Annotated in this window: 25 protein-coding genes, 1 pseudogene and 1 other annotated feature; of the genes and pseudogenes, 23 read left to right on the top strand and 3 right to left on the bottom strand. The window is 38.0% G+C overall.

What is annotated here, in order from left to right; all coding sequences use genetic code 11:
* Positions 1 to 22: 22 nt before the first annotated feature.
* The 6 genes and pseudogenes from FGK96_RS05380 to fni all read left to right on the top strand — a co-directional run bounded on the left by FGK96_RS05380 (position 23) and on the right by fni (position 7457).
* Positions 23 to 1759: an ABC transporter ATP-binding protein gene (locus tag FGK96_RS05380; protein WP_138082048.1), complete on the top strand. Its 1737-nt coding sequence runs from the start codon at positions 23 to 25 to the stop codon at positions 1757 to 1759.
* Positions 1746 to 3487 (top strand): annotated as a pseudogene (locus FGK96_RS05375) (ABC transporter ATP-binding protein). The gene FGK96_RS05380 and the pseudogene FGK96_RS05375 overlap by 14 nt, the downstream one beginning before the upstream one ends.
* A gap of 177 nt (positions 3488 to 3664) precedes the next feature.
* Positions 3665 to 4543, top strand: a complete 879-nt coding sequence (gene mvk / locus FGK96_RS05370) for a mevalonate kinase (protein ID WP_138082046.1) — start codon at positions 3665 to 3667, stop codon at positions 4541 to 4543.
* Entirely contained in the window at positions 4525 to 5469 is a 945-nt protein-coding gene (mvaD, locus tag FGK96_RS05365; RefSeq protein WP_138082044.1) for a diphosphomevalonate decarboxylase, read from the top strand. Before mvk ends, mvaD begins: the two co-directional genes overlap by 19 nt.
* On the top strand, positions 5462 to 6469 hold the full coding sequence (locus FGK96_RS05360; protein ID WP_138082042.1) for a phosphomevalonate kinase: 1008 nt from the start codon (positions 5462 to 5464) through the stop codon (positions 6467 to 6469). Before mvaD ends, FGK96_RS05360 begins: the two co-directional genes overlap by 8 nt.
* On the top strand, positions 6462 to 7457 hold the full coding sequence (gene fni, locus FGK96_RS05355; RefSeq protein WP_138082040.1) for a type 2 isopentenyl-diphosphate Delta-isomerase: 996 nt from the start codon (positions 6462 to 6464) through the stop codon (positions 7455 to 7457). Before FGK96_RS05360 ends, fni begins: the two co-directional genes overlap by 8 nt.
* A gap of 64 nt (positions 7458 to 7521) precedes the next feature.
* Here the strand turns inward: fni and FGK96_RS05350 are convergent, their stop codons facing one another.
* The gene (locus tag FGK96_RS05350; protein WP_138082038.1) at positions 7522 to 8799 is read right to left on the bottom strand and encodes a hydroxymethylglutaryl-CoA reductase, degradative; all 1278 of its coding nucleotides are present in this window, start codon (positions 8797 to 8799) and stop codon (positions 7522 to 7524) included.
* A complete protein-coding gene (locus tag FGK96_RS05345) occupies positions 8789 to 9961 on the bottom strand; it encodes a hydroxymethylglutaryl-CoA synthase (protein ID WP_138082036.1) in 1173 nt (390 codons plus the stop codon). Before FGK96_RS05345 ends, FGK96_RS05350 begins: the two co-directional genes overlap by 11 nt.
* A gap of 199 nt (positions 9962 to 10160) precedes the next feature.
* Here FGK96_RS05345 and FGK96_RS05340 point away from each other — a divergent pair, with 199 nt between their 5' ends.
* The 6 genes from FGK96_RS05340 (at position 10161) to FGK96_RS05315 (ending at position 14467) form a co-directional block, all read left to right on the top strand.
* Positions 10161 to 11000 (top strand): thymidylate synthase, encoded by an 840-nt coding sequence (locus FGK96_RS05340; protein ID WP_138082034.1) that lies wholly within the window; start codon positions 10161 to 10163, stop codon positions 10998 to 11000.
* Positions 11001 to 11078: 78 nt separating this feature from the next.
* On the top strand, positions 11079 to 11576 hold the full coding sequence (locus FGK96_RS05335; RefSeq protein ID WP_138082032.1) for a dihydrofolate reductase: 498 nt from the start codon (positions 11079 to 11081) through the stop codon (positions 11574 to 11576).
* 25 nt (positions 11577 to 11601) lie between these two features.
* A complete protein-coding gene (locus FGK96_RS05330) occupies positions 11602 to 11772 on the top strand; it encodes a hypothetical protein (RefSeq protein WP_003083300.1) in 171 nt (56 codons plus the stop codon).
* Between the two features lie 30 nt (positions 11773 to 11802).
* Positions 11803 to 13032, top strand: a complete 1230-nt coding sequence (gene clpX, locus FGK96_RS05325; RefSeq protein ID WP_138082030.1) for an ATP-dependent Clp protease ATP-binding subunit ClpX — start codon at positions 11803 to 11805, stop codon at positions 13030 to 13032.
* A gap of 12 nt (positions 13033 to 13044) precedes the next feature.
* Positions 13045 to 13644 (top strand): ribosome biogenesis GTP-binding protein YihA/YsxC, encoded by a 600-nt coding sequence (yihA, locus tag FGK96_RS05320; protein ID WP_138082028.1) that lies wholly within the window; start codon positions 13045 to 13047, stop codon positions 13642 to 13644.
* 106 nt (positions 13645 to 13750) lie between these two features.
* Positions 13751 to 14467, top strand: coding sequence for a hypothetical protein (locus FGK96_RS05315; protein ID WP_138082026.1), 717 nt, complete (start codon positions 13751 to 13753; stop codon positions 14465 to 14467).
* Between the two features lie 219 nt (positions 14468 to 14686).
* Here the strand turns inward: FGK96_RS05315 and FGK96_RS05310 are convergent, their stop codons facing one another.
* Positions 14687 to 16786, bottom strand: coding sequence for an AAA family ATPase (locus tag FGK96_RS05310; protein ID WP_138082024.1), 2100 nt, complete (start codon positions 16784 to 16786; stop codon positions 14687 to 14689).
* A gap of 243 nt (positions 16787 to 17029) precedes the next feature.
* Positions 17030 to 17164, top strand: a sequence feature (ribosomal protein L10 leader region).
* A 30-nt stretch (positions 17165 to 17194) separates the two neighbouring features.
* Between FGK96_RS05310 and rplJ the strand changes: the two genes are divergently transcribed.
* The 11 genes from rplJ to FGK96_RS05245 all read left to right on the top strand — a co-directional run bounded on the left by rplJ (position 17195) and on the right by FGK96_RS05245 (position 25112).
* Positions 17195 to 17695, top strand: a complete 501-nt coding sequence (gene rplJ / locus FGK96_RS05305; protein WP_138082022.1) for a 50S ribosomal protein L10 — start codon at positions 17195 to 17197, stop codon at positions 17693 to 17695.
* Between the two features lie 65 nt (positions 17696 to 17760).
* Positions 17761 to 18126, top strand: a complete 366-nt coding sequence (gene rplL / locus FGK96_RS05300; RefSeq protein ID WP_007894316.1) for a 50S ribosomal protein L7/L12 — start codon at positions 17761 to 17763, stop codon at positions 18124 to 18126.
* A gap of 385 nt (positions 18127 to 18511) precedes the next feature.
* A complete protein-coding gene (locus FGK96_RS05290) occupies positions 18512 to 19330 on the top strand; it encodes a replication initiator protein A (RefSeq protein ID WP_138082018.1) in 819 nt (272 codons plus the stop codon).
* Between the two features lie 149 nt (positions 19331 to 19479).
* Positions 19480 to 20835 carry a DNA (cytosine-5-)-methyltransferase gene (gene dcm / locus FGK96_RS05280; RefSeq protein ID WP_138083504.1) on the top strand — a complete coding sequence of 452 codons (1356 nt, stop codon included), beginning with the start codon at positions 19480 to 19482 and terminating at the stop codon, positions 20833 to 20835.
* Positions 20819 to 21247: a hypothetical protein gene (locus FGK96_RS05275; protein ID WP_138082016.1), complete on the top strand. Its 429-nt coding sequence runs from the start codon at positions 20819 to 20821 to the stop codon at positions 21245 to 21247. The genes dcm and FGK96_RS05275 overlap by 17 nt, the downstream gene beginning before the upstream one ends.
* A 10-nt stretch (positions 21248 to 21257) precedes the next feature.
* Positions 21258 to 21641: a hypothetical protein gene (locus tag FGK96_RS05270; RefSeq protein ID WP_138082014.1), complete on the top strand. Its 384-nt coding sequence runs from the start codon at positions 21258 to 21260 to the stop codon at positions 21639 to 21641.
* A gap of 8 nt (positions 21642 to 21649) precedes the next feature.
* Positions 21650 to 21883, top strand: coding sequence for a hypothetical protein (locus FGK96_RS05265; protein WP_001005709.1), 234 nt, complete (start codon positions 21650 to 21652; stop codon positions 21881 to 21883).
* Between the two features lie 2 nt (positions 21884 to 21885).
* Positions 21886 to 22470 carry a CPBP family intramembrane glutamic endopeptidase gene (locus FGK96_RS05260; RefSeq protein WP_138082012.1) on the top strand — a complete coding sequence of 195 codons (585 nt, stop codon included), beginning with the start codon at positions 21886 to 21888 and terminating at the stop codon, positions 22468 to 22470.
* Positions 22471 to 22546: 76 nt separating this feature from the next.
* The gene (locus FGK96_RS05255) at positions 22547 to 23035 is read left to right on the top strand and encodes a hypothetical protein (protein WP_138082010.1); all 489 of its coding nucleotides are present in this window, start codon (positions 22547 to 22549) and stop codon (positions 23033 to 23035) included.
* The gene (locus FGK96_RS05250; protein WP_138082008.1) at positions 23035 to 24852 is read left to right on the top strand and encodes a VirD4-like conjugal transfer protein, CD1115 family; all 1818 of its coding nucleotides are present in this window, start codon (positions 23035 to 23037) and stop codon (positions 24850 to 24852) included. The genes FGK96_RS05255 and FGK96_RS05250 overlap by 1 nt, the downstream gene beginning before the upstream one ends.
* Positions 24853 to 24869: 17 nt before the next feature.
* Entirely contained in the window at positions 24870 to 25112 is a 243-nt protein-coding gene (locus FGK96_RS05245; protein ID WP_001072182.1) for a hypothetical protein, read from the top strand.
* Positions 25113 to 25116: the final 4 nt, after the last annotated feature.

Below are 25116 nucleotides of genomic sequence, written 5' to 3'. Positions count from 1 at the left end.
TTATGCAAAGAAGGAGGACGAAATGTTAGCTTTAATTTTAGAACACATAAAAACTAAAAAAGCTATGTATCTTCTAGTAGTCATTTCGTTGTTGGTGTATGATGCCAGCTTAATTATTCCTACTAAGGTTGTTCAAAGTTTAGTTGATCACATGAGTCATCATCAACTTAGTCAAGCCTCTTTAAAAAATCATATACTTGTTCTCATCATTGCTACCTTTATGTCATATGCCACAGCATACTTATGGCATCTCAAGCTCTTCCAAGAAGCAGTAGCTTTCAAATGTGATTTACAGCAAAGAGCGTTTAAAAAGTTGGTTTTGATGCGGACACCTTATTATGATAAATTCCGTTCTGGAGATATGATGACACGGTTTTCGACAGATGTTGAAGCTTTGATGGATTTTATCGGTTACGGTTTGATGATTATCTTATATACTGGAGGTATGTTTGCTTTTATTATTCCCACAATGTTTTTCATTTCTTGGAAGATGACTTTAATTGGCATGCTCCCGATTATCATTGGTGTTTTTTTGACTTACTTCATGACGAAAAAACAGGAATTACTAGTAGAAGAAGCCAGAGAAGCCATTTCAAACTTAAGTGATCAGGTGCTAGAAACCGTAGAAGGCATTCGTGTTATGAGGGCTTATAGCAAAAAAGTTTTTTTAGCTAAAGAGTTTGAGAGAAAAATAAGAGCAATTGCTGAGAAATGGAATCGGATTGCATCGATTCGTGGCCTATATTTTCCTGTTTTTACTATTATGCTCGCACTTAGTACGATTCTTGTTTTAATTACTGGTCTTTCTTTTTTACAAAAAGGTCTTATCACTCTTGGTCAAGTACTGGCCTTGCAACTCTATCTAGTCTCTCTCATTGAGCCCTTCAGTATGGTGGCTGATTTTATCCTCGTTTTTCAGACAGGTAATGCTTCGTTTTCAAAACTTAGCCAAGTGATTGAAACTAGCGATGATATGGAGGAAGATGGGAGCCAATCCTTAGCCAAGATTGAGACTATTAGGTTGAAAGACTATTCTTTTAGGTATCCAGAAAGTAATCAAGATACTCTGAAAAAGCTTAATCTTGTCCTTAATCAAGGTCAAACCTTGGGTATTATCGGAAAAACAGGTTCAGGTAAAACGAGTTTAGTCCGACAATTCTTGCGTCAGTATCCAAAAGGTGACGGGCTTTTTGAAATAAATGGTCATGATATTTTAGACTATAAGCGTAAAGCATTGGAAAGTCACATTGGCTACGTGCCTCAAGAGCATATTCTCTTTTCAAAGACTGTTTGGCAAAATATTGCTATGGGGAAAAGCGGAGCAGAGGAATCAGATATTCTTGCAGCCATCGAAACAGCTTCCTTTAGTGAAGATTTAGCACATCTATCGCAGGGCTTAGAAACGGAGATTGGGGAAAGGGGCTTATCAATTTCTGGTGGCCAGAAACAGCGAATTGCTATAGCTAGAGCTTTTCTAGGGAAGCCTGATTTGCTGATTTTGGATGATTCTTTGTCAGCGGTTGATGCTAGAACTGAGGCTGCTATCATTACTAACATTCAACGTGAAAGGCAAGGAAAAACAAGTATTATTGTTAGCCATCGTTTATCGGCAATCCAGCATGCTGATTGGGTTATCGTTTTAGAAGATGGAGAAATTATTGAGGAAGGAAAACCAAATGATCTTTACCAGCGGGGTGGTTGGTATTATCAACAGTATATTAGACAAGAAGGAAAGGGGGTAGGGGATGTCAGTCTTTAAAACCTTAATAGCTGAAATTAGATGGGCTAGAAAACCTTTTTGGACAGGGTCTGTCTTACTCTTAATAGCAACTGGGGCAGGCCAATATGCTCCTTTGCTTCTGCAGAAAATGATTGATCGTTTTTTGACTCCAGTAGCGCGTGGGCAGGCCTTTAATAGAGATTCATTTACTAATCTGATTTATCTCTACCTTGTACTAGTCCTTGCTACAGCAGGCCTTCGTTATTTTTCTTTTAAGGCTCTAGTAAAAGCCTCTAATCAGATTGTCGAAAACTTGCGGAATCGGGCCTTTCAGACAATGCAGTCATTACCTATTTCTTATTTTGATCATCAACCAGCAGGGAAAATCGCAACACGTATCGTTAATGACACAGAAACTCTCCGTAATCAATTCTTTGATAATCTTTTATCGCAATTGATGATTTGCCTTTTACAAGTGTTAGTGATTTATGGTATTTTAATCTACCTAAACCTTACTTTAGGACTTTTTTTACTATTCATTTTACCGGTCTTTTATGGTATTCAACTTCTTTATAAAAGATTGACAGATCAGCCAATGAAAGATTTTTATAAAGCTAGAAGTGCTGTTAATACACAAGTCAATGAAACAATGAATGGTGTGTCTATTATTCAACTTTACCATCAAGAAGATCAGACCTTACAAGAATTTGATAAAGAGATTACTAAAATGCGAAAGGCTGACAATACTATTATCTTTGCTGATTCAGTTGCTTCGTGGACTTTAACAGAGTTTTTAAGTACACTATAATTGCTGCTATTTTAACATTTATTGGTTATCGTTTTCTTAAAGGGCAAGCTGGAATGACAGTTGGTATGATTTTTGTTTATATTAATTATCTGACTAGATTGTTTGATATTCTAGGAATGGTGGTACGGCAACTTCCCAATATTCAAAGATCGCACGCAACAGGCAAACGGCTTTTGGAACTTTTAGAGGAAAAGACTGAGAAAGATAGTAAAGTAGGAATTAAGGTCAGTCAGGGACAAGTCACTTTTGATCATGTTAGTTTTTATTATGATAAAGGCAAGAAAGTTTTGAAAGATATTTCCATTGAAGCTAAAAATGGTCAAACGATAGCCTTGGTTGGCCATACTGGCTCTGGCAAATCATCTATCATGAACTTACTCTATCGCTTTTATGACCCCCAAGAAGGGGATATCAGAATAGACAATCAATCGATTAAGGATTTTTCTCGAGAAAGTCTACGCTCCCATATGGGGATTGTTTTGCAGGATCCTTATCTTTTTACAGGAACGATTGCCTCCAACGTGAGCATGGGAAACCAAGCTTATAGTGAAGAACAGATAGAGCAAGCCCTAATTCAAGTAGGAGCAGAGCACCTCTTAAATAAATCGGACAAAGGGATATATGCTCCAGTTTCTGAAAGAGGCTCTTCCTATTCAAGTGGTGAGAGACAATTAATCGCTTTTGCTCGAACACTTATCTCAAATCCGAAAATACTGATATTAGATGAAGCGACATCACATATTGATACCGAGACTGAAGAGGTTATCCAAGCAGCCATGGAAGTTTTAAAAAAGGGGAGAACAACCTTTGTTATTGCTCATCGTCTCTCAACGATTCAGACAGCTGATCAAATTTTAGTTCTCGATCAAGGACGGATTATTGAGAGAGGAAATCATCACACTTTATTAAAAGCAAATGGTAGCTATGCTGAAATGTTTCGTATTCAAGAAAAAATCTAAAGCTGATTTCTTCAGCTTTTTTAGTTATGTGATTGCTAGTCTGTTTTTTGTTCTAGTTCTCATTACAAAAGATTCAGCTTTAGCTTAGTAAAAAGGTTTTCGTATCGCATTTTCTTAGCTTTTAGTGTAAAATAGTAAGGTAGTTTAAAGGATTAAAAAGAACGAAAAGAATAATTTATGACAAAAAAAATAGGTATTGGTAAAGCTCATAGCAAAATTATTTTGATGGGAGAGCACTCGGTGGTTTATGGTTTTCCTGCAATTGCTTTACCCTTAAAAGATATAGAAGTGACTTGTCTTATTCAAGAAGCTAAAGAAAAACTAAAATTTGATTTTTACGACACACTGTCTACAGCAATTTATTCAGCCTTAGATTTTTTACAGATTAAAGAAAAACCAATTTCATACGAAATCATTTCACAAGTTCCACAAAAAAGAGGAATGGGCTCGTCAGCAGCAGTTTCCATTGCTGCTATTAGAGCAGTATTCGATTATTTTGACCAACCAATTAATGATGATTTACTTGAAATCCTAGTTAATAAAGCTGAGATTATTGCTCATACGAATCCCAGTGGGCTAGATGCTAAAACTTGCCTCAGTGATCATGCTATTACCTTTATTCGAAATGTAGGTTTTGAAAGCTTGGCTATTAATTTGGAAGCTTATTTAGTAATTGCTGATACAGGTATTCACGGCCATACCCGTGAGGCTGTCAATAAAGTAGCCAAATTTGAAGAAAGTAATTTACCACATCTCACTCGTCTTGGACAATTAACAGAAGAAGTTCACCGGGCTATTATTAGTAAAGATATAGAAGTAATGGGACATGCTATGACGCAAGCCCATCAAGAGCTTAAAGCTATCGGAGTTAGTATTGAGCAATCAGATTTATTAGTTCAAGAAGCATTAGCACACCAAGCTTTGGGTGCTAAAATGTCAGGTGGTGGCCTTGGTGGTTGCATTATAGCTTTGGCAGCTACTAAAAAAGATGCTGAAATCATATGTGAAAAATTATTAGAAAAAGGGGCCGTAAATACGTGGATTCAAAAACTGTAACTGTGAAGTCCTATGCGAATATTGCAATAATTAAATATTGGGGAAAAGAAGATCAGAAAAAAATGATTCCTTCAACTAGCAGCATTTCTTTAACTTTAGAAAATATGTACACAGAGACGCAATTGCAAAGCTTACCGAAAGGTGCTGATAAAGACTTGTTTTACATTGATGACCAGTTACAAAGCCAAGAGGAACATGAGAAAATATCTGCAATTATTAATCAATTTCGGACTCCTAAGAACTTATTTGTCCAAGTTAGAAGCCGTAATAACATGCCAACAGCAGCAGGACTTTCATCCAGTTCAAGTGGGCTGTCTGCTCTAGTTAAGGCTTGTAACGAGTTCTTTGAAACAGGTCTAACACAAAGTCAGCTAGCACAAAAGGCTAAGTTTGCTTCAGGGTCGGCTTCTCGCTCTTTCTTTGGTCCATTATCTGCTTGGGATAAGAGTAGTGGTGATATCTATAAGGTGAAAACAGATTTAAAATTAGCCATGATTATGTTAGTTTTAAATGATGAACGAAAGCCTATTTCAAGTCGGGATGGTATGAAGTTGTGTCGCCAAACCTCAACTACTTTTGACCAATGGATCAGAAAATCGGAAATTGCTTATCAAGAGATGTTACAGTATTTAGAGGATAATGACTTTGAGAAAGTTGGGTTATTGACAGAAGAGAATGCACTTGCCATGCACGAGACAACTCGTACATCAAGCCCTTCCTTTTCTTATTTAACTGAAGCTTCCTATCAGGCTATGGATAAGGTTCGAGATATACGTTCTAAGGGTTATCAGTGTTATTTTACCATGGATGCGGGCCCTAACGTAAAAGTTCTCTGTTTAGAAGAAGACTTAGAGGAGCTTGTACCTCTTTTTGAGCAAGATTACAAGATTATTGTTTCGAAAACAAAGGATATTCTAGATGACTAAATATCAGGTAGAAACTGGCGGAAAGCTTTATATTGCGGGAGAATATGCTATTTTAAGTCCTGGACAAACAGCTATTTTAATGCCTATTCCTATAAAAATGAAGGCCACAATTAAAGCAGCTAGAGATTTTAAGATTACTTCTGACATGTTTGATTATAGTGTTGGCTTAGAACCAGATACTGGTTATCAGTTAATCCAAGCCAGTATTCGTACAGTATCTTTGTTGCTTGGTAAGGAAATAGAAAATCTGCCTCCTTTTCATTTAAACATTTCAGGTAAAATGGAAGCAGAAGGTAAAAAGTATGGTTTAGGTTCAAGTGGTAGTGTCACTGTACTGACGATAAAGGCTTTAGCAAAGTTTTTTCATCTATCACTTTCAAATGATTTGCTTTTTAAGTTGGCAGCTTACACGCTTCTTGCATTAGGTGATAATGGTTCGATGGGGGATATCGCTTGTATTGCTTATAATCGGATGATTGCCTACAAATCTTTTGATCGACGAGATATAAGTGAGAAAATTCATCGTTATTCATTCGAAAAAGTAATGAAAGAAGATTGGCTATATCAAATAGAGGTTATTGAAGTTAAATTAGACACTCATTTTTTGGTTGGCTGGACTAAAGTACCTTCAATTTCACGTGATATGATTAATCATGTTAAGGAGGCGATTGATGCCCCTTTTCTTTCGGAAACCCAAAAAGCTGTTTTAGATTGCCAAAAGGGGATTGAAAGTGGAGACAAAGACTTATTTATTCTTTCCTTGGCTCGCATTAGTGATTTATTGCAAGAACTTGATCCTGCTATTTATCATCCCAAATTGCTTGCTTTAAAAGAGGCATGTGAAGGGGTGAATGCGGTCGCTAAGTCTTCTGGATCAGGTGGTGGTGATTGTGGGATTGCGTTTTCTTTTGATCAAGCATCAACGGATCGCATACTAACCTATTGGCGAACTAAGGGTATTGAATTGATTTATGATAAGAGGTGGATTGCAGATGACTAATCGAAAAAATGACCATATTAAATATGCACTAAAATACCAATCATCTTACAACTCTTTTGATGATATTGAACTAATTCATTGTTCATTACCTCAATATGATTTAGAAGAGATTGACTTGTCAACTCATTACGCTGGTCAGGACTTTGCATATCCTTTTTATATTAATGCTATGACTGGTGGGAGTGAAAAAGGCAAAGCCGTCAATGAAAAATTGGCTCAAGTAGCAGCAGCAACTGAGATTCCAATGGTGACTGGTTCTTATAGCGCAGCTTTGAAAAATCCTAATGATCAATCCTACCAATTACGGTCGGTAGCTCCCAATCTTTTATTGGGGACCAATATAGGACTAGATAAAGATATTAACCTAGGGTTACAAACAGTTAGAGAAATGAACCCCATTTTTTTACAGGTTCATATCAATCTTATGCAAGAGTTATTAATGCCTGAGGGAGAACGTCATTTTCGTTCCTGGCATCAGCATTTGAAAGACTATGCCGAGCAAATACCGGTACCTCTTATTTTAAAAGAAGTTGGTTTTGGTATGGATCTCAAAACAATTACTTTAGCGCGTGACTTAGGTATCCAAACATTTGACATATCTGGACGTGGTGGTACTTCGTTTGCTTATATTGAAAATCAAAGAGGCGGTAATAAAGCTTATCTCGATAATTGGGGACAAACAACTAGCCAATGCTTGTTAAACTGTCAAGCAATATCTGATGAAGTTGAGATTTTAGCATCTGGAGGTATTCGGAATCCTTTAGATATGATTAAATGTTTGGTCCTTGGAGCTAGAGCTGTTGGTTTATCTCGAACAGTTTTAGAGTTGGTCGAATCTTACCAGCTAGAAGAGGTTATTGCCATCGTTAATGGCTGGAAAGAAGAACTGAAGTTAATCATGTGCGCCCTTGATTGTCGAACAATTGCTGAGCTAAAAACCGTTGATTATTATCTATATGGTCGCCTAAAAGAAGCAAATACCAAATAATAGCTATCATCAAAATAGCGTCTGAAGTAAAAATCCCTGAAAGCTAAAACTTTCAGGGATTTCTTTATTTTTGGCGTAATCTTGCTAATGTTTTTTTGGTATTTTCTAAATTAAGATGCTTGAGTGCTTGTAGCTCGGGCATTAGTGAAGCAAGCTCAGCTTCACTTGCTCCTGCTAATAGTGCTAAGGATTTAGCTTGAAGTTTCATATGCCCAGCTTGGATTCCCCTACTAGTGAGGGCCTTTAAAGCAGCAAAATTTTGAGCTAATCCTAAACTAACAATGATTTGAGCTAATTCTTTAGCCTTTGGCCAATTCAGTAAGTCATGGGCTACTTGGACACTGGGATTGAGGCCAATAGATCCCCCCTTAGTAGCAATCGGCATAGGCATAGTTAATTGGCCTTTAATCACATTATGCTGGAGGTCTAAGCTCCAGGTACTTAAACCACGGTAGGAACCATCTTTGGCAGCGTAAGTATGCCCTCCAGCTTCAATGGCCCGCCAATCATTACCAGTGGCTATGACTAAGGCGTCAATACCATTAAAAATACCTTTGTTATGGGTAGCAGCCCTATAGGTATCAATTTGTGCGAAGTCGCTGGCTAGCACCATTTTCTTAGCTAATTCTTCAGCTTCAGCTTTATTACGACTTAAAAAACGGAGGTCAATCTGACATTCTGCTCTAACTAAAGCTTCGGTTGCATAGTTTGATAAAATAGCCATCAAGGTTTTACCGTTAGCCAAATCTTCTAGGGGTTTAGAAAGTGCCTCCACCATCGTATTAACCATATTAGCTCCCATAGCTTCTTGGGTATCAACCATAAGATAAACAATGAGAAGGTTCTCCTTTATCTTGATATGCAAATCACATGCTCCTCCCCCACGTTTGACGATTGAGGGATAGGCATTATTTGCGATTTCAAGTAAATTATTTTTTGCTAGCAAAATCTGGGTGCGGGCCTCTTTTTTATCTGGAACATCATATAAAGCTACTTGTCCGATCATCTGGCGATTGAAAACTTTTGTCTTAAAACCTCCAGAACGTTTGATGATTTTTCCAGCAAAGGTAGCAGCGGCAATAACTGAAGGCTCTTCTGTTACCATCGGTAAGTGGTAAGTTTTTTGGTTAATGAGAAAATCTGGAACGATGCTAAATGGAAGGGCAAGGCGTCCAAGAACATTTTCAGCCATTTGATTAGCCGTTTCAAGGGATAATAAGTCTTCTCTTTCTAGATGCTCAAGAACAAGGTCTCTAATTAGACCTTGTTCCTTTAAGAATTTAATTCTGTCTGCTGGACTTTTTTTATAGAAACCAGCCCAATTGATAGGTTTATTTGTCATTTTTTCCATAAATCCTTTGGTGTTCTTGGATAGATTTCAAAGCAAATCGTCCGGCTAAATAGTTGTCAAAAGTAAGGTTCCCTTCGTGGTCAACTGAACTATCAGCATAAAAAATAGTTTCATAATCAGTGACGCTGACTTCTTGGCGTTGATCCAAATAGGCTTGACGGTTTGTTTCTAATCTGCTTTGGTAACCATCAACTAACTGGAGACTGTAGATTTCGCTAACAGCACCAGAACCGTAGGAGAACATACCGATTTTATCTCCTGCCTGTAAGGTTTGACAATTTTCTAAAAGGGAAAGAAGGGACATGTACAGTGAACCTGTATAGATATTTCCGACTTGGCGGCTATAAGTAATAGAAGCTTCGAAAGCTAAGGTTAATTGCTTTTTATGCGAATCGGGTGTTTCTTTATCGAATAATTTATTAAGGCCTTTAAAAGCCAGTTTAGGAAAAGGAATGTGGAAACAAAAAGCAGCAAAATCAGTAACCTCTAGATTCTGGCGGTTTTGGTATTCTTTCCAAGTTGTTTTGAGGGAATCAAGGTATTGTTTAGTAGAAAAGATTCCGTTTACGTAAGGGGTTGATGAGTAATTTGGTCGCCAAAAATCCATAACCTCCCGTGTTTGGGCGACGTTATCATTGTTAATGATGGCAATTGAGGGGTTAGCCTTGACTAAGATAGCGACACTGCCAGCGCCTTGGGTTGGTTCACCAGCCGACTTGATACCATATTTGGCAATGTCACTGGCGATAACTAATACTCTTGAGTCAGGATTTAAAGCAATATGAGCTTTGGCATAATCAAGTGCAGCAGTAGCACTATAACAGGCTTCTTTTATCTCAATTGAACGAGCAAATGGTTGAATGCCAAGCAAGTGATGGACATAAATGCTGGCCGCTTTTGATTGATCGATGGAGGACTCTGTTGCCAAAATGACCATATCGATACTTTCCTTATCTTCTTGGTCGAGAATTGTGTCAGCGGCAGTAGCAGCAAGAGTCACAATATCCTCTGTAATTGGCGTGATACTTATGCGATCAAGCATTAGTCCTTTAGTAAATTTATCTGGATCAGTTTGACGAGCGATAGCTAATTGATCCATATTCAAAACATAACGACCAGTTGCAAAACCGATCTTATCAATTCCAATTTTCATAATGTTCCTTCTTTAATATGCTAATAGATATTCTCTAATATTTTATCATAATTTTTCTGAAAAAAGAGAAAACAACTATTAGTTTCATGATTCAAACCAAAGAAATCGTTAAGGGAGCCTAATTTTTAATATTTCTTCTAGCTATTTCCTCAAAATTTGGTAAAATAAGAAACAGTATATAAACTAGAAAGGAAGCGTCATGACACGAGCAGATGTGATTTTTAAAGAGAATATCCAAAAGATTTTGGAAACAGGTGTTTTTAGTGAGCAGGCAAGACCAAAATATAGAGATGGTCAAACAGCTAACTCAAAGTATCTTACTGGCGTTTTCACAGAGTATAACTTGGCTGAAGGTGACTTTCCTATTACTACCTTACGGCCAATACCAATAAAATCAGCAATCAAAGAGTTACTTTGGATTTATCAAGACCAATCCAATTCTTTAGATGTCTTAGAAGAAAAATATAATGTTCACTATTGGAAGGATTGGGAAGTAGGAAATACCAGAACAATCGGACAACGCTATGGAGCTGTAGTCAAAAAGCATGATATCATGACGAAAATTTTAAAACAGCTGGCTGACAACCCCTGGAATCGCAGAAATGTGATTTCATTATGGGATTACGAGGCTTTCGAAGAAACAGAAGGTTTGCTACCTTGTGCCTTTCAGACGATGTTTGATGTTCGTCGTGTTGACGGTGATATCTATCTGGACGCTACTCTGGTACAGCGCTCTAATGATATGTTAGTAGCACACCATATTAATGCTATGCAATATGTTGCTTTACAAATGATGATTGCAAAACATTTTAGCTGGAAAATTGGAAAATTCTTCTACTTTGTCAATAATTTACATATTTACGATAATCAATTTTCTCAGGCAGAGGAATTATTAAATCGCGAAGCAAGCAATTGTAAGCCACGTCTTGTTTTAAATGTTCCAGATGGCACTGACTTTTTTGATATTTGTGCCGAAGATTTTGAATTAGTAGATTATGATCCTGTTAAACCACAATTGCGCTTTGATTTGGCTATCTGAGTGAAACATGGATTTTTTTCAAGCAAAATATCACAAAATTTGCTAAAATAGAGTCAATGACATTAAGGATAGAATAAGATGACAAAAGAAATAATAGCTATTTGGGCAGAAGATGAAAACGGACTTATTGGTTCAAATGGAACCTTGCCTTGGCATCTTCCAAGAGAATTACAACATTTTAAGAATACAACCCTTCACCAAGCTATTTTGATGGGGCGAGTGACATTTGAGGGGATGAAAGGTAAACTTCTTCCTAATCGCCAAACCTTGGTGATGACCAGCGATGAGCAGTATGATGTAGAAGGTGTGCTAACTGTTACTAGTTTAGAAAAAGCCTTGGAATGGTTCCATGCCCAAGAAAAAAATCTGTACGTCATTGGTGGCGCGAAGGTTCTCGAAAGTTTTGAGGGGCATTTTAATCGTATCATTAAAACAGTTGTTCATCACCAATTTGAAGGCGATACCTATCGTCCTGAAATGAATTTAGATGACTATATTGAAGAAAATCAATTTTTCTATGGGAAAGATGAACAAAATCCTTTTGATTTTACAGTTCATGTTCTTGTTAAAAAGTGATTGTCGCTGGGGGAGAGATTAACTAATGCAACGTAGTATTTTTGGGGTATTTACGGCTTTTTTGTGTGCCATCTGTTTTCTTTGTGCAATGACAGCTTTTAAGAAAAAACGTTATGGATTGGGCACTTTGTTTTTACTAAATGTCATTACTAATTTAGTTAATACCATACATGCCTTTTATGGCACCTTGTTTTAATAAAGAGTGAAAAGAGAAAGTTTAGAAAATATGGCGGGAAATCGAAGTACTGATATCAAGGTTCATTGTTCATTTTGTGGCAAGAGTCAAGATGAAGTCAAAAAAATTATAGCAGGTAACAATGTCTTTATTTGTAATGAATGTGTTGCTCTGTCACAAGAAATCATTAAAGAAGAATTAGCTGAGGAAGTATTAGCTGATTTGACAGAAGTTCCTAAACCGAAAGAGTTATTAGAGACACTAAATCAATATGTGGTTGGTCAAGACCGTGCAAAAAGGGCTTTGGCGGTAGCTGTTTATAACCATTACAAACGAGTTTCTTTTGCAGAAAGTCGCGATGATGAAGAAGTGGAACTACAAAAATCAAATATTTTAATGATTGGTCCAACCGGTTCTGGGAAAACATTCCTTGCTCAAACATTAGCTAAGACCTTAAATGTTCCTTTTGCTATTGCGGATGCTACCTCTTTGACCGAGGCTGGCTACGTAGGTGAGGATGTTGAAAATATTTTATTGAAACTGATTCAAGCAGCAGACTACAATGTTGAGCGTGCTGAACGTGGTATCATCTATGTAGATGAGATTGATAAAATTGCCAAAAAAGGTGAAAATGTTTCAATTACTCGTGATGTATCAGGAGAAGGAGTTCAACAAGCTCTCTTGAAAATAATTGAAGGAACTGTCGCTTCTGTTCCTCCACAAGGTGGCCGTAAACATCCTAATCAAGAAATGATACAGATTGATACCAAAAATATTTTGTTTATCGTGGGCGGTGCTTTTGACGGTATTGAAGAAATCGTTAAACAAAGATTGGGAGAAAAAATTATTGGTTTTGGGCAAAACAGTCGCAAAATTGATGAAGATGCTTCCTATATGCAAGAAATTATTTCTGAAGATATCCAAACCTTTGGTTTAATTCCGGAGTTCATTGGAAGGTTACCAGTTGTTGCTGCCTTAGAGCAGCTTAGCACCAATGATTTAGTGAAAATACTAACTGAGCCAAAGAATGCACTTGTCAAACAATATCAAACCTTACTGTCTTACGATGGCGTGGAGTTGACCTTTGATCAAGAAGCTTTAGATGCAATTGCGGAAAAAGCGATTGCTCGTAAAACGGGAGCTCGTGGCTTACGCTCAATTATTGAAGAGACAATGTTAGATCTCATGTTTGAAATACCTAGCCAAGAAGATGTGACCAAAGTACGTATTACGAAAGATGCTGTTGATGGGAATGCAAAACCAATCCTGGAAATAGCTTAAGGGGAGGTGGCCATGGCAGAAGAACAAGTCCTAAATACTCACAATGCCGATCTTTTACTGAGCGCAGCAAATAAGTCGCATTACCCACAAGATGATATTCCAGAAGTAGCTCTAGCTGGACGTTCCAATGTAGGTAAGTCAAGTTTTATCAATACTATTTTAGGGCGTAAAAATTTAGCCCGTACTTCAGCTAAGCCTGGTAAAACTCAGTTACTTAATTTTTTTAATATTGATGATAAAATTCGCTTTGTTGATGTTCCGGGCTACGGCTATGCTAAAGTTTCAAAAACCGAACGCGCAAGATGGGGAAAAATGATTGAAGAGTATTTAGTTAGTCGTGAAAATCTCAGAGTGGTTGTTTCTTTAGTTGATTTACGTCATGAACCTTCTGGAGAAGATGTTCAAATGTATGAATTTCTGAAATATTATGAGATACCTGTTATTGTTGTTGCGACAAAGGCTGATAAAATTCCACGAGGCAAATGGAATAAACATGAAGCAATGGTTAAAAAGAAATTGAATTTTGATTCCAATGATCAGTTTATTATCTTTTCATCGGTCGACCGCATAGGTATTGATCAGGCGTGGGATAGCATTTTAGCAATGATTTAAAAATACTTCAAACGAAGTATTTTTATTTTTACCTATTCCAATGATGCAGTAGATTCTTGACTGTAAAATAGGGAAATGATACCATGCTAGTAGAGGAGAAACCTTTATGAATAACCGTACTATATTAGATGTAAACCCCAAAAAATCGCGAAACCTTTTAAAAACGTTTAGTTTATTGTTCTTTACTGTTCTTCTTGTTGGAGTAGGGGGTGCTGCTTACTATAAATATCAAGAAGGAAGTTTAGAAGGAACGTGGAAAGCTAATTCTGTTAAAGGAACTTACGAAAAAGATATCACTAATGATTTGAAATTATTAGACAGACAACTGGGTACGACCGTTGAAAATAGTATTTCAAAACCTCAATTAAAAATGACAGTAAAAAAAGATAAAGTAGAGATGACCTACTATCTTACTGTTAATCGCGACCTTCTGAGCCAACAGATTTTAGATTATTATAAAAATGAGATGAATAAGATTTTAAAAGACAGTGATGTTTCTTTAAATGAATTAGATCCAGAAGTAAAAACAGCTATTGAACAATCAACACCGACAAAAACAGCCATTCAAAAGCAGCTAGATGAGGAATTTATGAAAAGGGCTTATGCTGTAAATGGTGAATATGATAAGGCTACAGGAGTTATTTCAACACAGATTGCTAGTGGAAAGGTCAATCGTTTCTTAAATAGAGTAACATTCGACTCCCTTAACAAGAAGGCAAAAATGTTTATAAGCCAAGGAAAAGAAGTGAATTTGAAATATAATAAAACTGATAAAAAAGTTGTTTTAACAAATCAAAAAGATAAAATGGTATTTACAAAATAAAGGTACCTATCAGATCAAGCATTCAAGAGGAATCTTTTAAAGATTCCCATATTAAGTAAAGGATTTAGCTTCTACAGTGCTAAGTCTTTTTCTTTTAGTTAAACCACTTGTGTTGGATTGTGAGAAGACACTAGTGATATGAGTCCTATAAAAAAACATCCTAATCCCTCGAGAAACCTAAGGATTAAGATGCAAGTTGATGAATAAAGATATTTTATTTTATGGAGCAATGGTAATTCTTCCATTTTCCAAATGAGCATGGAGTTTTTTGATTTCAGGATGGTCTAAGTAGTAATCTGTAATATTATCACGAATTTCTTGTTCAACAACACGTCTAAGTGGTCGTACACCCATTGTTGGATCATAGCCAAGCTCAATCAGATGATCTTTAACATCTTCATCCACTTCCAATGTGATTCCTTTTTTTACAATAGTTTTATCAACTTCGGCTAACATCAGATTGACGATAGCTTTCAAATCATCTTTTGTTAAACTCTTGAATTCTATAAGAGCATTGAACCTGTTAAGAAACTCTGGTCTAAAGTATGGTGCAAGTCGATCCATGATTGGGATTTCTTTGCCTTGCTTGTCGAGATTATGTTCATAACCAAAACCAGCATTGGATGTAGCAATGATAATAGTGTTTTTGAAGTCAATGGTATTTCCTTGTCCATCTGTCAAACGACCATCATCTAAAACTTGAAGCAATAGAGTAATAACTTGTGAATCAGCCTTTTCAATTTCGTCTAAAAGGATAATAGCATAGGGATTACGACGTACTTTTTCGGTTAAGGTATTTTTGTTATCATCATACCCCACATAACCAGCAGTAGTGCCGATTAATTTTGAAACAGCTGTCCTGTCGCTGTATTCTGACATATCCAATCTGATAATGGATTCCTTGGATCCAAACATATCGAGTGTTAGCTGTTTTGCTAGCTCAGTTTTTCCGACTCCAGTTGGTCCTACGAATAAGAAAGATCCAATCGGACGATTCCCATCATCAAACCCAGCTCGGTTTCGACGAATAGCTCTTGCAACAGCAGAAACAGCCTGATCTTGACCAATAACATGCGCTTTCAAGCGGGTAGCAATTTCTTTTAGACGCTCTAAATCGCTAGCCCCCATCTTGGATACAGGTATTCCTGTTAGTCGTTCGACAGATTGAGCAATGTCATTAATATTGGCAGTAACTTTTTGGCCTTCTGTATGGTTTTCAATCTGTTTTTGTAATTCTTCGATTCTAGTTTTTGCTTTGAGAGCTGCTTCAAAATCTTCTTTTTCTACTGCCTGTTCCTGATTGTTCTTCTCTTTTTCAATTTCTTTTTCAAGAGATTGAAGATCTGTAGCAGGATGTTGGGCGGCTAAATGTGCAGCTGTCATATCTAATAAATCAATAGCCTTATCTGGAAGGCTACGCTGTGGAATATACTGGATAGAATAGTCAACTGCAGCCTTTAATACGGAGTCAGGAAGAATAACATTATGATGTTGTTCATAAAGATTTCGTATGCCCATTAAGATGTGAAAAGTAACTTCGGCGCTTGGAGCATTTACCTTTACTTCATTGAAGCGTCTTGCTAGAGCAGCATTTTTAAGGATAGTATTTCGATATTCATCCTGAGTTGTAGCACCTATGACTGTTATTTCACCACGTGATAAGGCTGGCTTAAGAATATCAGCTAAACCTTTAGATCCGGATTCGCTACCTGTAGACCCTGCTCCTAAAATTTGGTGAATTTCATCAAAGAATAGAATAATGTTACCTGATTCTTTAACTTCCGTAATTAAGGTTTGAATGTTTTCTTCAAAGCTACCACGGTATTGAGTACCTGCTTCTAGACTTGAAATATCAATTGAAATGATGTCTTTACCTTTAATCGCAGCTGGGACATCTCCAGCTACAATAGCTTGAGCCAAACCTTCAACGACAGCGGTTTTTCCAACTCCCGCATCGCCAACCAGCACGGGATTATTTTTTGTTCGACGAGATAGAATTTCAGCGGTGTCTTGAATTTCTTTATTGCGTCCGATAACAGGATCTAGATTTCCCTTACGAGCTTCTTCAGTTAGGTTGGTTCCTAATTTTTTCAAAATACTGTTACTAGCTACTTGTTTTTTAGAATGACTAGTCTCATTGTTTATTTGATTTGGTATATTACCAGTCTGGCGGTAGTGATTGAACTCTTCAGGAGTCATCTCACGGCCATTGACTAGATAGCGACGGTTTTCTGTCTGATAACCTCCAATATTTCCCATTAGTTGATTGAAAATATCATCCATATTTCCAAAAGAATCTCTTCCGTAATTTTTTGTCATTAGTTTTACCTCTTTAATTGTAATATGATTTTTTATGAAGGAACGGTCATTTAGTCTATACAAGAAGTAGAGAGATTAGATTTAAATGCCCACTATTTATGGCTTGCCAACCACCTTCTAATACTATTATACTCGTTTGGTCAGTAAAGGTCAATAAAAAAACTGACCTTTTTTGACCTTTATTTTGTAATAAAATTTGTTGTTTTTATTGACAAGCACTTTTAAATGGGATATACTAATATAGGTTTTGAAAGAAACTGACCTAAGACAGTAGGGGAGCATGGCTCGTAAATTTCCTACCGAGGCACAAAACGATATTGTTTAATAACGTATTTGTACTTTCGTGTCTAGGTTTAGAGACGATTTTTTTCTGTCTCTAGACAAACAATAATTACGGAGGTAAAACTAATGAGTGAAGCAAATATTGCTAAAAAAGCTGAGCTAGTCGACATCATAGCTGAGAAGATGAAAAATGCTGCAAGTATCGTTGTTGTTGATTCACGTGGTCTTACAGTTGGTCAAGATACTGAATTACGTCGTTCACTTCGTGAAAGTGGCGTTGAGTTCAAAGTTATCAAAAATTCAATCTTATCTCGTGCTGCCGTTAAAGCAGGGCTTGAAGGAATGGAAGATGTTTTCGTTGGACCATCTGCTGTAGCATTCTCAAACGAAGATGTTATCGCGCCAGCTAAAATCATCAATGATTTCGCTAAAACTGCTGATGCACTTGAAATTAAAGGTGGAACAATTGAAGGAGCTGTTTCTTCTAAAGAAGATATCATGGCTCTTGCGACATTGCCAAACCGCGAAGGTATGCTTTCTATGTTACTTTCAGTACTTCAAGCACCAGTTCGCAACGTTGCATATGCTGTTAAAGCAGTTGCAGAAAGTAAAGAAGACGCAGCTTAAGGCGTCAGGTCGTAACCTTGGTTACCAATTAACTTAAACAATTATCTATTTGGAGGAAATTAAAAATGGCATTGAACATTGAAAATATTATTGCTGATATTAAAGAAGCTACAATTCTTGAACTTAACGATCTTGTAAAAGCTATCGAAGAAGAATTTGGTGTAACTGCTGCTGCTCCTGTAGCTGCTGCAGCTGCTGGTGGTGCTGAAGAAGCTGCTAAAGATTCATTTGACGTAGAATTAACATCTGCTGGAGATAAAAAAGTTGCAGTTATCAAAGTTGTACGTGAAATCACAGGTCTTGGTCTTAAAGAAGCTAAAGGTCTTGTTGATGGAGCACCTGCTAACATTAAAGAAGGTGTTGCAGCAGCAGAAGCTGAAGAAATCAAAGCTAAACTTGAAGAAGCAGGAGCTTCAATCACTCTTAAATAAGAAGCTTATAGCAATTTGAGATCGGAATCCCGATTTACCAGTCTTTTAGAGCCTATAGCGATTTGAAGAAACTGATAAATTGATTTGGTTTCCTGCCAAAAATCCTGCCAAAAAATTTTTGGCAGGATTTTTGTTTTATATTGATTTATTACCTAAACTTTGGGCGAGAACATTTTATAAGTGTTCTCGCCTTTTTTATTTTCAGGAGAAAATCATGCAAAAGAAAAAAACAATCATCACGTCAAATCGTGATGTGTCAGCTTGTGACTATCTTGGGATTTGATATTGAGAAAGCGACTCAGCTAATTAATGAAATGGAACAAGTAGGTTTAATTTAATTTGATGAATTTAGGAATATTGGACTTATTTTCTTGGAGGGACATTCATGAAACGTATTACCGCTAATCAGTATCAGACATCAGAGCGTTATTATAAACTCCCTAAAGTCTTGTTTGAGAGTGAACGATATAAGAATATGAAGCTGGAGGTTAAGGTAGCCTACGCGGTTTTAAAAGATCGATTAGAATTGTCTTTGAGTAAGGGCTGGATTGATGAAGATGGAGCTATTTACTTGATTTATTCTAATTCAAATCTGATGGCACTTTTAGGCTGTTCAAAGTCAAAATTACTCTCTATCAAGAAAATCTTACGTGAATATGGCTTAATTGATGAAGTCCAACAGTCCTCTAGTGAAAAAGGTCGAATGGCAAATAAAATTTACCTGGGGGAATTAGAACATGAACCTACCCCAGTCTTACATTCAGACGGGGCCAGTGTTAAAAAAACACTAGGGGGGTCTCAAAGAAAGACGGGGCCGGTCTTAAATTCAGCCCCTAGTGAGACTGAAGGAAGTGAGACTAAATATAGTGAAACTGAAGGGAGTGATTTCCTTATTGAGGACGAGGAGGAGAGGCAGTTAGTAGATGACAAACAAGAAGAAAACTTTCCTTCAAAAGTAGATGCCGTGACAAAGTACGATCGAGACTATATTTGGGGCTTGGTTCATGACCAGTTAAGACAGACAGGTCTATCTCACTCAGCTAGTGACTATGCCATGATCTATTTTAGTGATCGTTACCAGTATGCTTTGGAACATATGCGATTTGCTCGGTCAGCGGAAGTGATAGCTGAATATGTATTTAATGGAGTGCTGTCAGAGTGGACCAAGCAACTGAGACGACAAGAAGTAAAGGGAGGTGATTAAGATGATTTGGTGGATACTAGGTGGAATCTATTTGATTTCTATCATCATATTGATTGTTGAAATCATCCGTGCACCAGAAATGGATGATCATATATAGGCAAGAGTTTTACAAGTGTAAGGCTCTTTTTTTATTTGGAAAGAGAGGAAAAATGAAATTTTTAGATTTATTTGCTGGGATAGGCGGTTTTAGGCTAGGAATGGAATCACAGGGTCATGAATGCCTGGGCTTTTGTGAAATTGATAAATTCGCTAGAACATCCTACAAAGCCATGTTTAACACAGAAGGAGAAATAGAATACCATGACATTAAAGAGGTCACAGACCATGACTTTAGACAATTTAGAGGGCAAGTGGAGGTTATCTGCGGGGGATTTCCTTGCCAAGCTTTTTCACTCGCAGGAAGACGACTGGGATTTGAAGATACTCGAGGCACTCTCTTTTTTGAGATTGCTCGAGCGGCCAAACAAATCCAACCACGTTTTCTATTTTTGGAAAACGTCAAAGGCCTACTCAATCACGATGAGGGACGGACGTTCTCCACAATCCTCTCCACGCTGGATGAATTGGGGTATGATGTCGAATGGCAGGTGCTTAACAGTAAGGACTTCCAAGTCCCGCAAAACAGAGAACGGGTCTTTATTATCGGACATTCTAGAAGATACCGTTCCAGATTCCTATTTCCTCTCAGAGGAGAAAACAGCCCAGCTCATCTTGAGAGGCTAGGAAATCTCAATCCCTCTAAACATGGTTTGAATGGTGAAGTCTATCTGACGACTGGACTTGCTCCTACACTAACAAGAGGTAAAGGAGAGGGGGCTAAAATCGCCATTCCAGTTTTAACACCAGATAGACTGGAAAAACGCCAACATGGGCGCCGCTTTAAGGACAATCAAGACCCTATGTTTACTTTGACCAGTCAAGACAAACACGGGGTTCTTGTCGCAGGAAATCTGCCGACTAGCTTTGACCAGACCGGTAGAGTATTTGACATTTCTGGTTTATCACCGACCTTGACCACCATGCAGGGTGGAGATAAGGTACCAAAGGTACTGCTGAGGGAGGAGCTGCCATTTCTGAAGATCAAGGAAGCCACAAAAAGAGGGTACGCAAAGGCCACTCTTGGAGATTCAGTCAATCTGGCTTATCCAGATTCAACCAAACGTAGGGGACGAGTGGGAAAGGGAATATCCAATACCCTGACGACTTCAGACAATATGGGAGTGGTGGTCGCTGCTCTGGAATATCGACAGGATAAGTGGTATGAAGTCACAGGCATTGTCTTAGACGGAAAACTCTATCGCCTGAGAATCAGACGACTGACACCAAGAGAGTGTTTCAGACTTCAAGGCTTTCCTGACTGGGCTTACGAAAGAGCAGAAAGTGTCTCCAGTAAGAGCCAACTATACAAACAGGCCGGCAATAGTGTAACGGTGACGGTTATTGAAGCCATTGCCAGAGAATTTAGAAGAATGGAAGAGGAAGAAAAACATGAACCTACTACATAAGAAAAGTATCCTAGAGTGTACTGAATTAGAGGAACGTATTCACCAAGTTGAAACCAATCAGTTACTGCAAAAGATACTATCACTCCCCAATTTTGATTGTGACTTTGAGGTAACTTTTGAAGATGATTACCACAAAGAGATGAATGATCCCCTATTCTACGAATCCAATCTTCACTGGATTTCGGATTTTTTGGAAACTAGGGATATTAAAAATGGTGTAGATACACTATTGACGAAAGACAATCACCTAGCCTTTCGTGCCTTTGGTGAAAATTATACTGCTAGGGGAAAGGATGGCATATTAACGACTCTGGTGACGGTCAAGTGCTTTGGTGAAGGAAGGATGCCCGTTGATATGAGTCGCTATTTCTCAACTCCTGAACCAACAGTTGAAAATAGCCTAACCCTATAAGGAGGAGCCAATGCTTGAGGTATATCTAGGAAATAATGCCAATACAAATCAAGATTTACTAACCATTTTGACGACCTATGGTGTGGCTTATCGTTGTACAAAAGCGTGTGATGTAAACCGTGAAATCTTACTGTCACTCTTTGCCAAAACCACGGATTGTTTTGAGTTGCTGTCGCCACGATTTCTTCGGTTTAAGCGTCAATATTCGATGAGTTTGAATGAGATGATTCAGCTTATTCTCCAAAAGCCAGACCAAAACCTTCGTCTGCCTCTCATTGTCTGTCAGAATCATGTCTATCCAGCTATAGGGTTAGATGAAGTGCGAACCTTTCTTCCCAGACAGGTAAAAGAAGAGCTGTTTCAGGCCAGCCTGATGAAACAAGTGACAGGGTAGGTGTGAAGATGAATGAACGATTTTGGGACAATTTAGAAATCATTCTGGCAGAAAAAGAACTCACTTGGGCAGAACTAGCTCGCAAAGTATTCAAAGGTCAATATGTTTATCCAAGTGAGTTTAATCGCCTCTATCAAAAATTACGGCATTACAAATCCAATCGTCTAATGCCACAGACAAGATGGGTTGAGCGAATCGTTCTAGTCTTAGATATTGATTATGAAGATTTATTCAAGAGGTGACAATGATAAGGATAGTGTTGTTTTATCTAGCCATACAGCTTAACGGTCTTCTTGTGAGTTTATACCTGCATGACTATATGACGATTAAGGTCTTAATCCTGCTACAATTGATTCTTTTTGGTGTGACTTGTCTAGAAATTACGCATCTCAAAACTGTTCAAGCCAAAAAAATGACTTTAAGAAGTCGCTTAATATTTGGAGCTTTGGGATTTGTATGTATGGTTTCTGTTGCGCTCCTAATCAGTTTTCTATTCCCATTTCAGACTAAGAATCAAGCGGTATTGGTAGAAGTTGGAAAGCAGGTTCCTCCTATTATCTTTTTATTATTTCTAGTGAATGCAAGTGTCCTTGAAGAGATTGTTTATAGGCATTTGCTGTGGGAAAAATTGAAACATCCTCTTGTACAAATAGGAGTGACTAGTTTTCTCTTTACCCTATCCCATGGTCCCAATCAGTTAGGGAGTTGGCTCATGTATAGCTGTCTGGGCTTGACCTTGGCTGTTGTTCGATTGAAAACAGATTGTCAGACGGTAATCGCCTTACATCTTGCTTGGAATATTCTTGTTTATGTAGTGTCTATTCTGTGATACCAAAATCAAGAGTGCTTCCGTATTATGGAAGCACCTTATGTTTGATAGGGAATCGAAAGAAGAGGAGGTCACCATGTCATCTGAACAACAAGAACGTCAAGCGATGCAATACGTGGAAAGAAGTAGTTTATTGACTGTTAGAACCCTCTTAAAGCTCTTAGAATGGTCGGCTAGACAAGCTTTAGCTCAAGATTCAGCTTATAAGATTGGGGTTCAAAAACTGGAAGAACTCCTTCAAAGCCCTTACGCAATTGAAGCGATAGATGTTAGTAAAGACATCCTAGATAAGCCAATTGATGTGGAGAAATTCAAGGAGTTGATGGAGTCAGAAAAACTGCCACTTGCTATTAGTTGGCAAAAAGACTATCTCTACTTTTATGCCAAGGACAAGACCTTGCTCGATCATCACTTAGATGAATTGTTGAAGAAACTGATGTCAAACCCAGAAAAATTAGAAGGTCTAACCTTTGATAAAATCTTGGATCAAGAAATAGAATTGGCCAAAGAGAAAATTAGAGTGACAGAACCTTCGGTAGTCAAAACCAAGGAGGTGACCTTGTAATGTATTCCAGGCAAAAAGCTTTAGTCTTTGGCCTCTTGGGTCTCGCCTTTGGCTATTTCTGCCATCGTCTAACCCTACTCTATGATAGTTTAACCAATGCCCCACCTATGGAACGTTTTGCCTACCTCTTAGGAGAGGGGATAAATCAAGTCTTCAATCCTTTATGGCTTTTTACTTTTACTCAAAAATCTCTTCTTGCCTTTATACTTGGGGTTCTAACGATGACACTAGTCTATCTCTATGTCTCAACTGGTCAAAAGGTTTACCGAGAAGGGGAAGAATACGGTTCTGCACGATTTGGAACCAGTAAGGAGAAGCGATACTTTTACAGTAAGAATCCTTTCAATGACACGATTTTGGCTCGTGATGTTCGTCTAACCTTGTTGGAAAAGAAGAAGCCCCAGTTTGACCGAAACAAGAACCTTGTGGTCATTGGTGGGTCTGGTAGCGGGAAGACCTTTCGGTTTGTCAAACCCAACCTTATCCAGCTTAACTGTTCCAATATTGTCGTAGATCCTAAAGACCATTTGGCCGAGAAGACAGGAAAACTCTTTTTGGAAAACGGTTATCAGGTCAAGGTTTTAGACCTGGTTAATATGACCAATTCAGATGGTATTAATCCCTTTCGTTATCTAGAAACAGAAAATGATTTGAACCGCATGTTAACTGTCTATTTTAATAATACGAAAGGAAATGGTTCTCGTAGTGATCCTTTTTGGGACGAGGCTTCCATGACCTTGGTGCGAGCCATTGCTTCTTACTTGGTGGATTTTTACAATCCTCCAGGAAGTTCCAAGCAAGAACAGGAAGCAAGACGTAAGCGTGGCCGTTATCCAGCCTTTTCAGAGATTGGGAAACTCATCAAACTCTTATCAAAGGCGGACAATCAGGACAAAAGTGTTCTTGAAGTCTTGTTTGAAGATTACGCTAAAAAATACGGTCACGAAAACTTTACCATGCGAAACTGGGCAGATTTTCAAAACTATAAGGATAAGACCTTGGATTCGGTGATTGCGGTCACAACAGCTAAATTTGCCCTTTTTAATATTCAATCAGTGATTGATTTGACGCAAAGAGACACTATGGATTTGAAAACGTGGGGGACTCAAAAGACCATGGTCTATCTTGTCATTCCAGATAATGACACCACCTTTCGTTTTCTATCTGCTTTATTTTTCTCTACTGTATTCTCTACTTTGACCAGACAGGCTGATGTGGACTTTAAAGGGCAATTGCCTATTCATGTCAGAAGCTATCTGGATGAGTTTGCGAATGTCGGAGAAATCCCAGACTTTGCTGAACAAACCTCAACAGTTCGCTCTAGGAACATGAGTCTAGTCCCAATCTTGCAAAATATCGCCCAACTCCAAGGACTTTATAAGGAAAAAGAAGCTTGGAAAACCATTTTGGGGAACTGTGACAGTCTCTTATATTTGGGTGGGAATGATGAGGAAACCTTTAAGTTCATGAGTGGACTTCTAGGCAAACAAACTATCGATGTCAGAAGTACCAGTCGTTCATTTGGTCAGACTGGCTCAAGTTCTACCTCTCACCAGAAAATTGCCCGTGACTTGATGACAGCAGATGAAGTAGGAAATATGAAACGAGATGAATGTCTCGTACGCATTGCAGGAGTTCCTATTTTTCGGACCAAGAAATATTTCCCACTCAAACACAAACATTGGAAGTTGCTCGCTGATAAGGAAACCGATGACCGTTGGTGGAACTATCACATCAATCCCCTAACCGCTGAGGAAGAAGTAGATTTGTCAGGCCATACAATAAGGGATTTAAGCACAGAAACGTCACTACATTAATAGAAATGAGGAATGATATGAATCAAAAACTAACAGGCTTTGTTTACGGAGTGGACGCCAGCTCCATGTTCTCCCAAGCCATGTCTCTATTACAAAAAGGCTTAATTGCAGTAGGAGCCTTTCTTGTTGTCATGGGTATTATCAACCTTTCAACCAACATTAAAGATGGTGGTCCAGGTGTCCGAAATGCCATTCTAGAAATTGTTGGTGGGGTCATGGTGGGAGCCGCAGGGGCTTTTGTAACACAGATTACCATTTAGAGGA

Source organism: Streptococcus porcinus (genome assembly GCF_901542335.1).
GTDB lineage: Bacteria > Bacillota > Bacilli > Lactobacillales > Streptococcaceae > Streptococcus > Streptococcus porcinus_A.
This window is presented reverse-complemented; position numbering and strand designations above follow the sequence as displayed.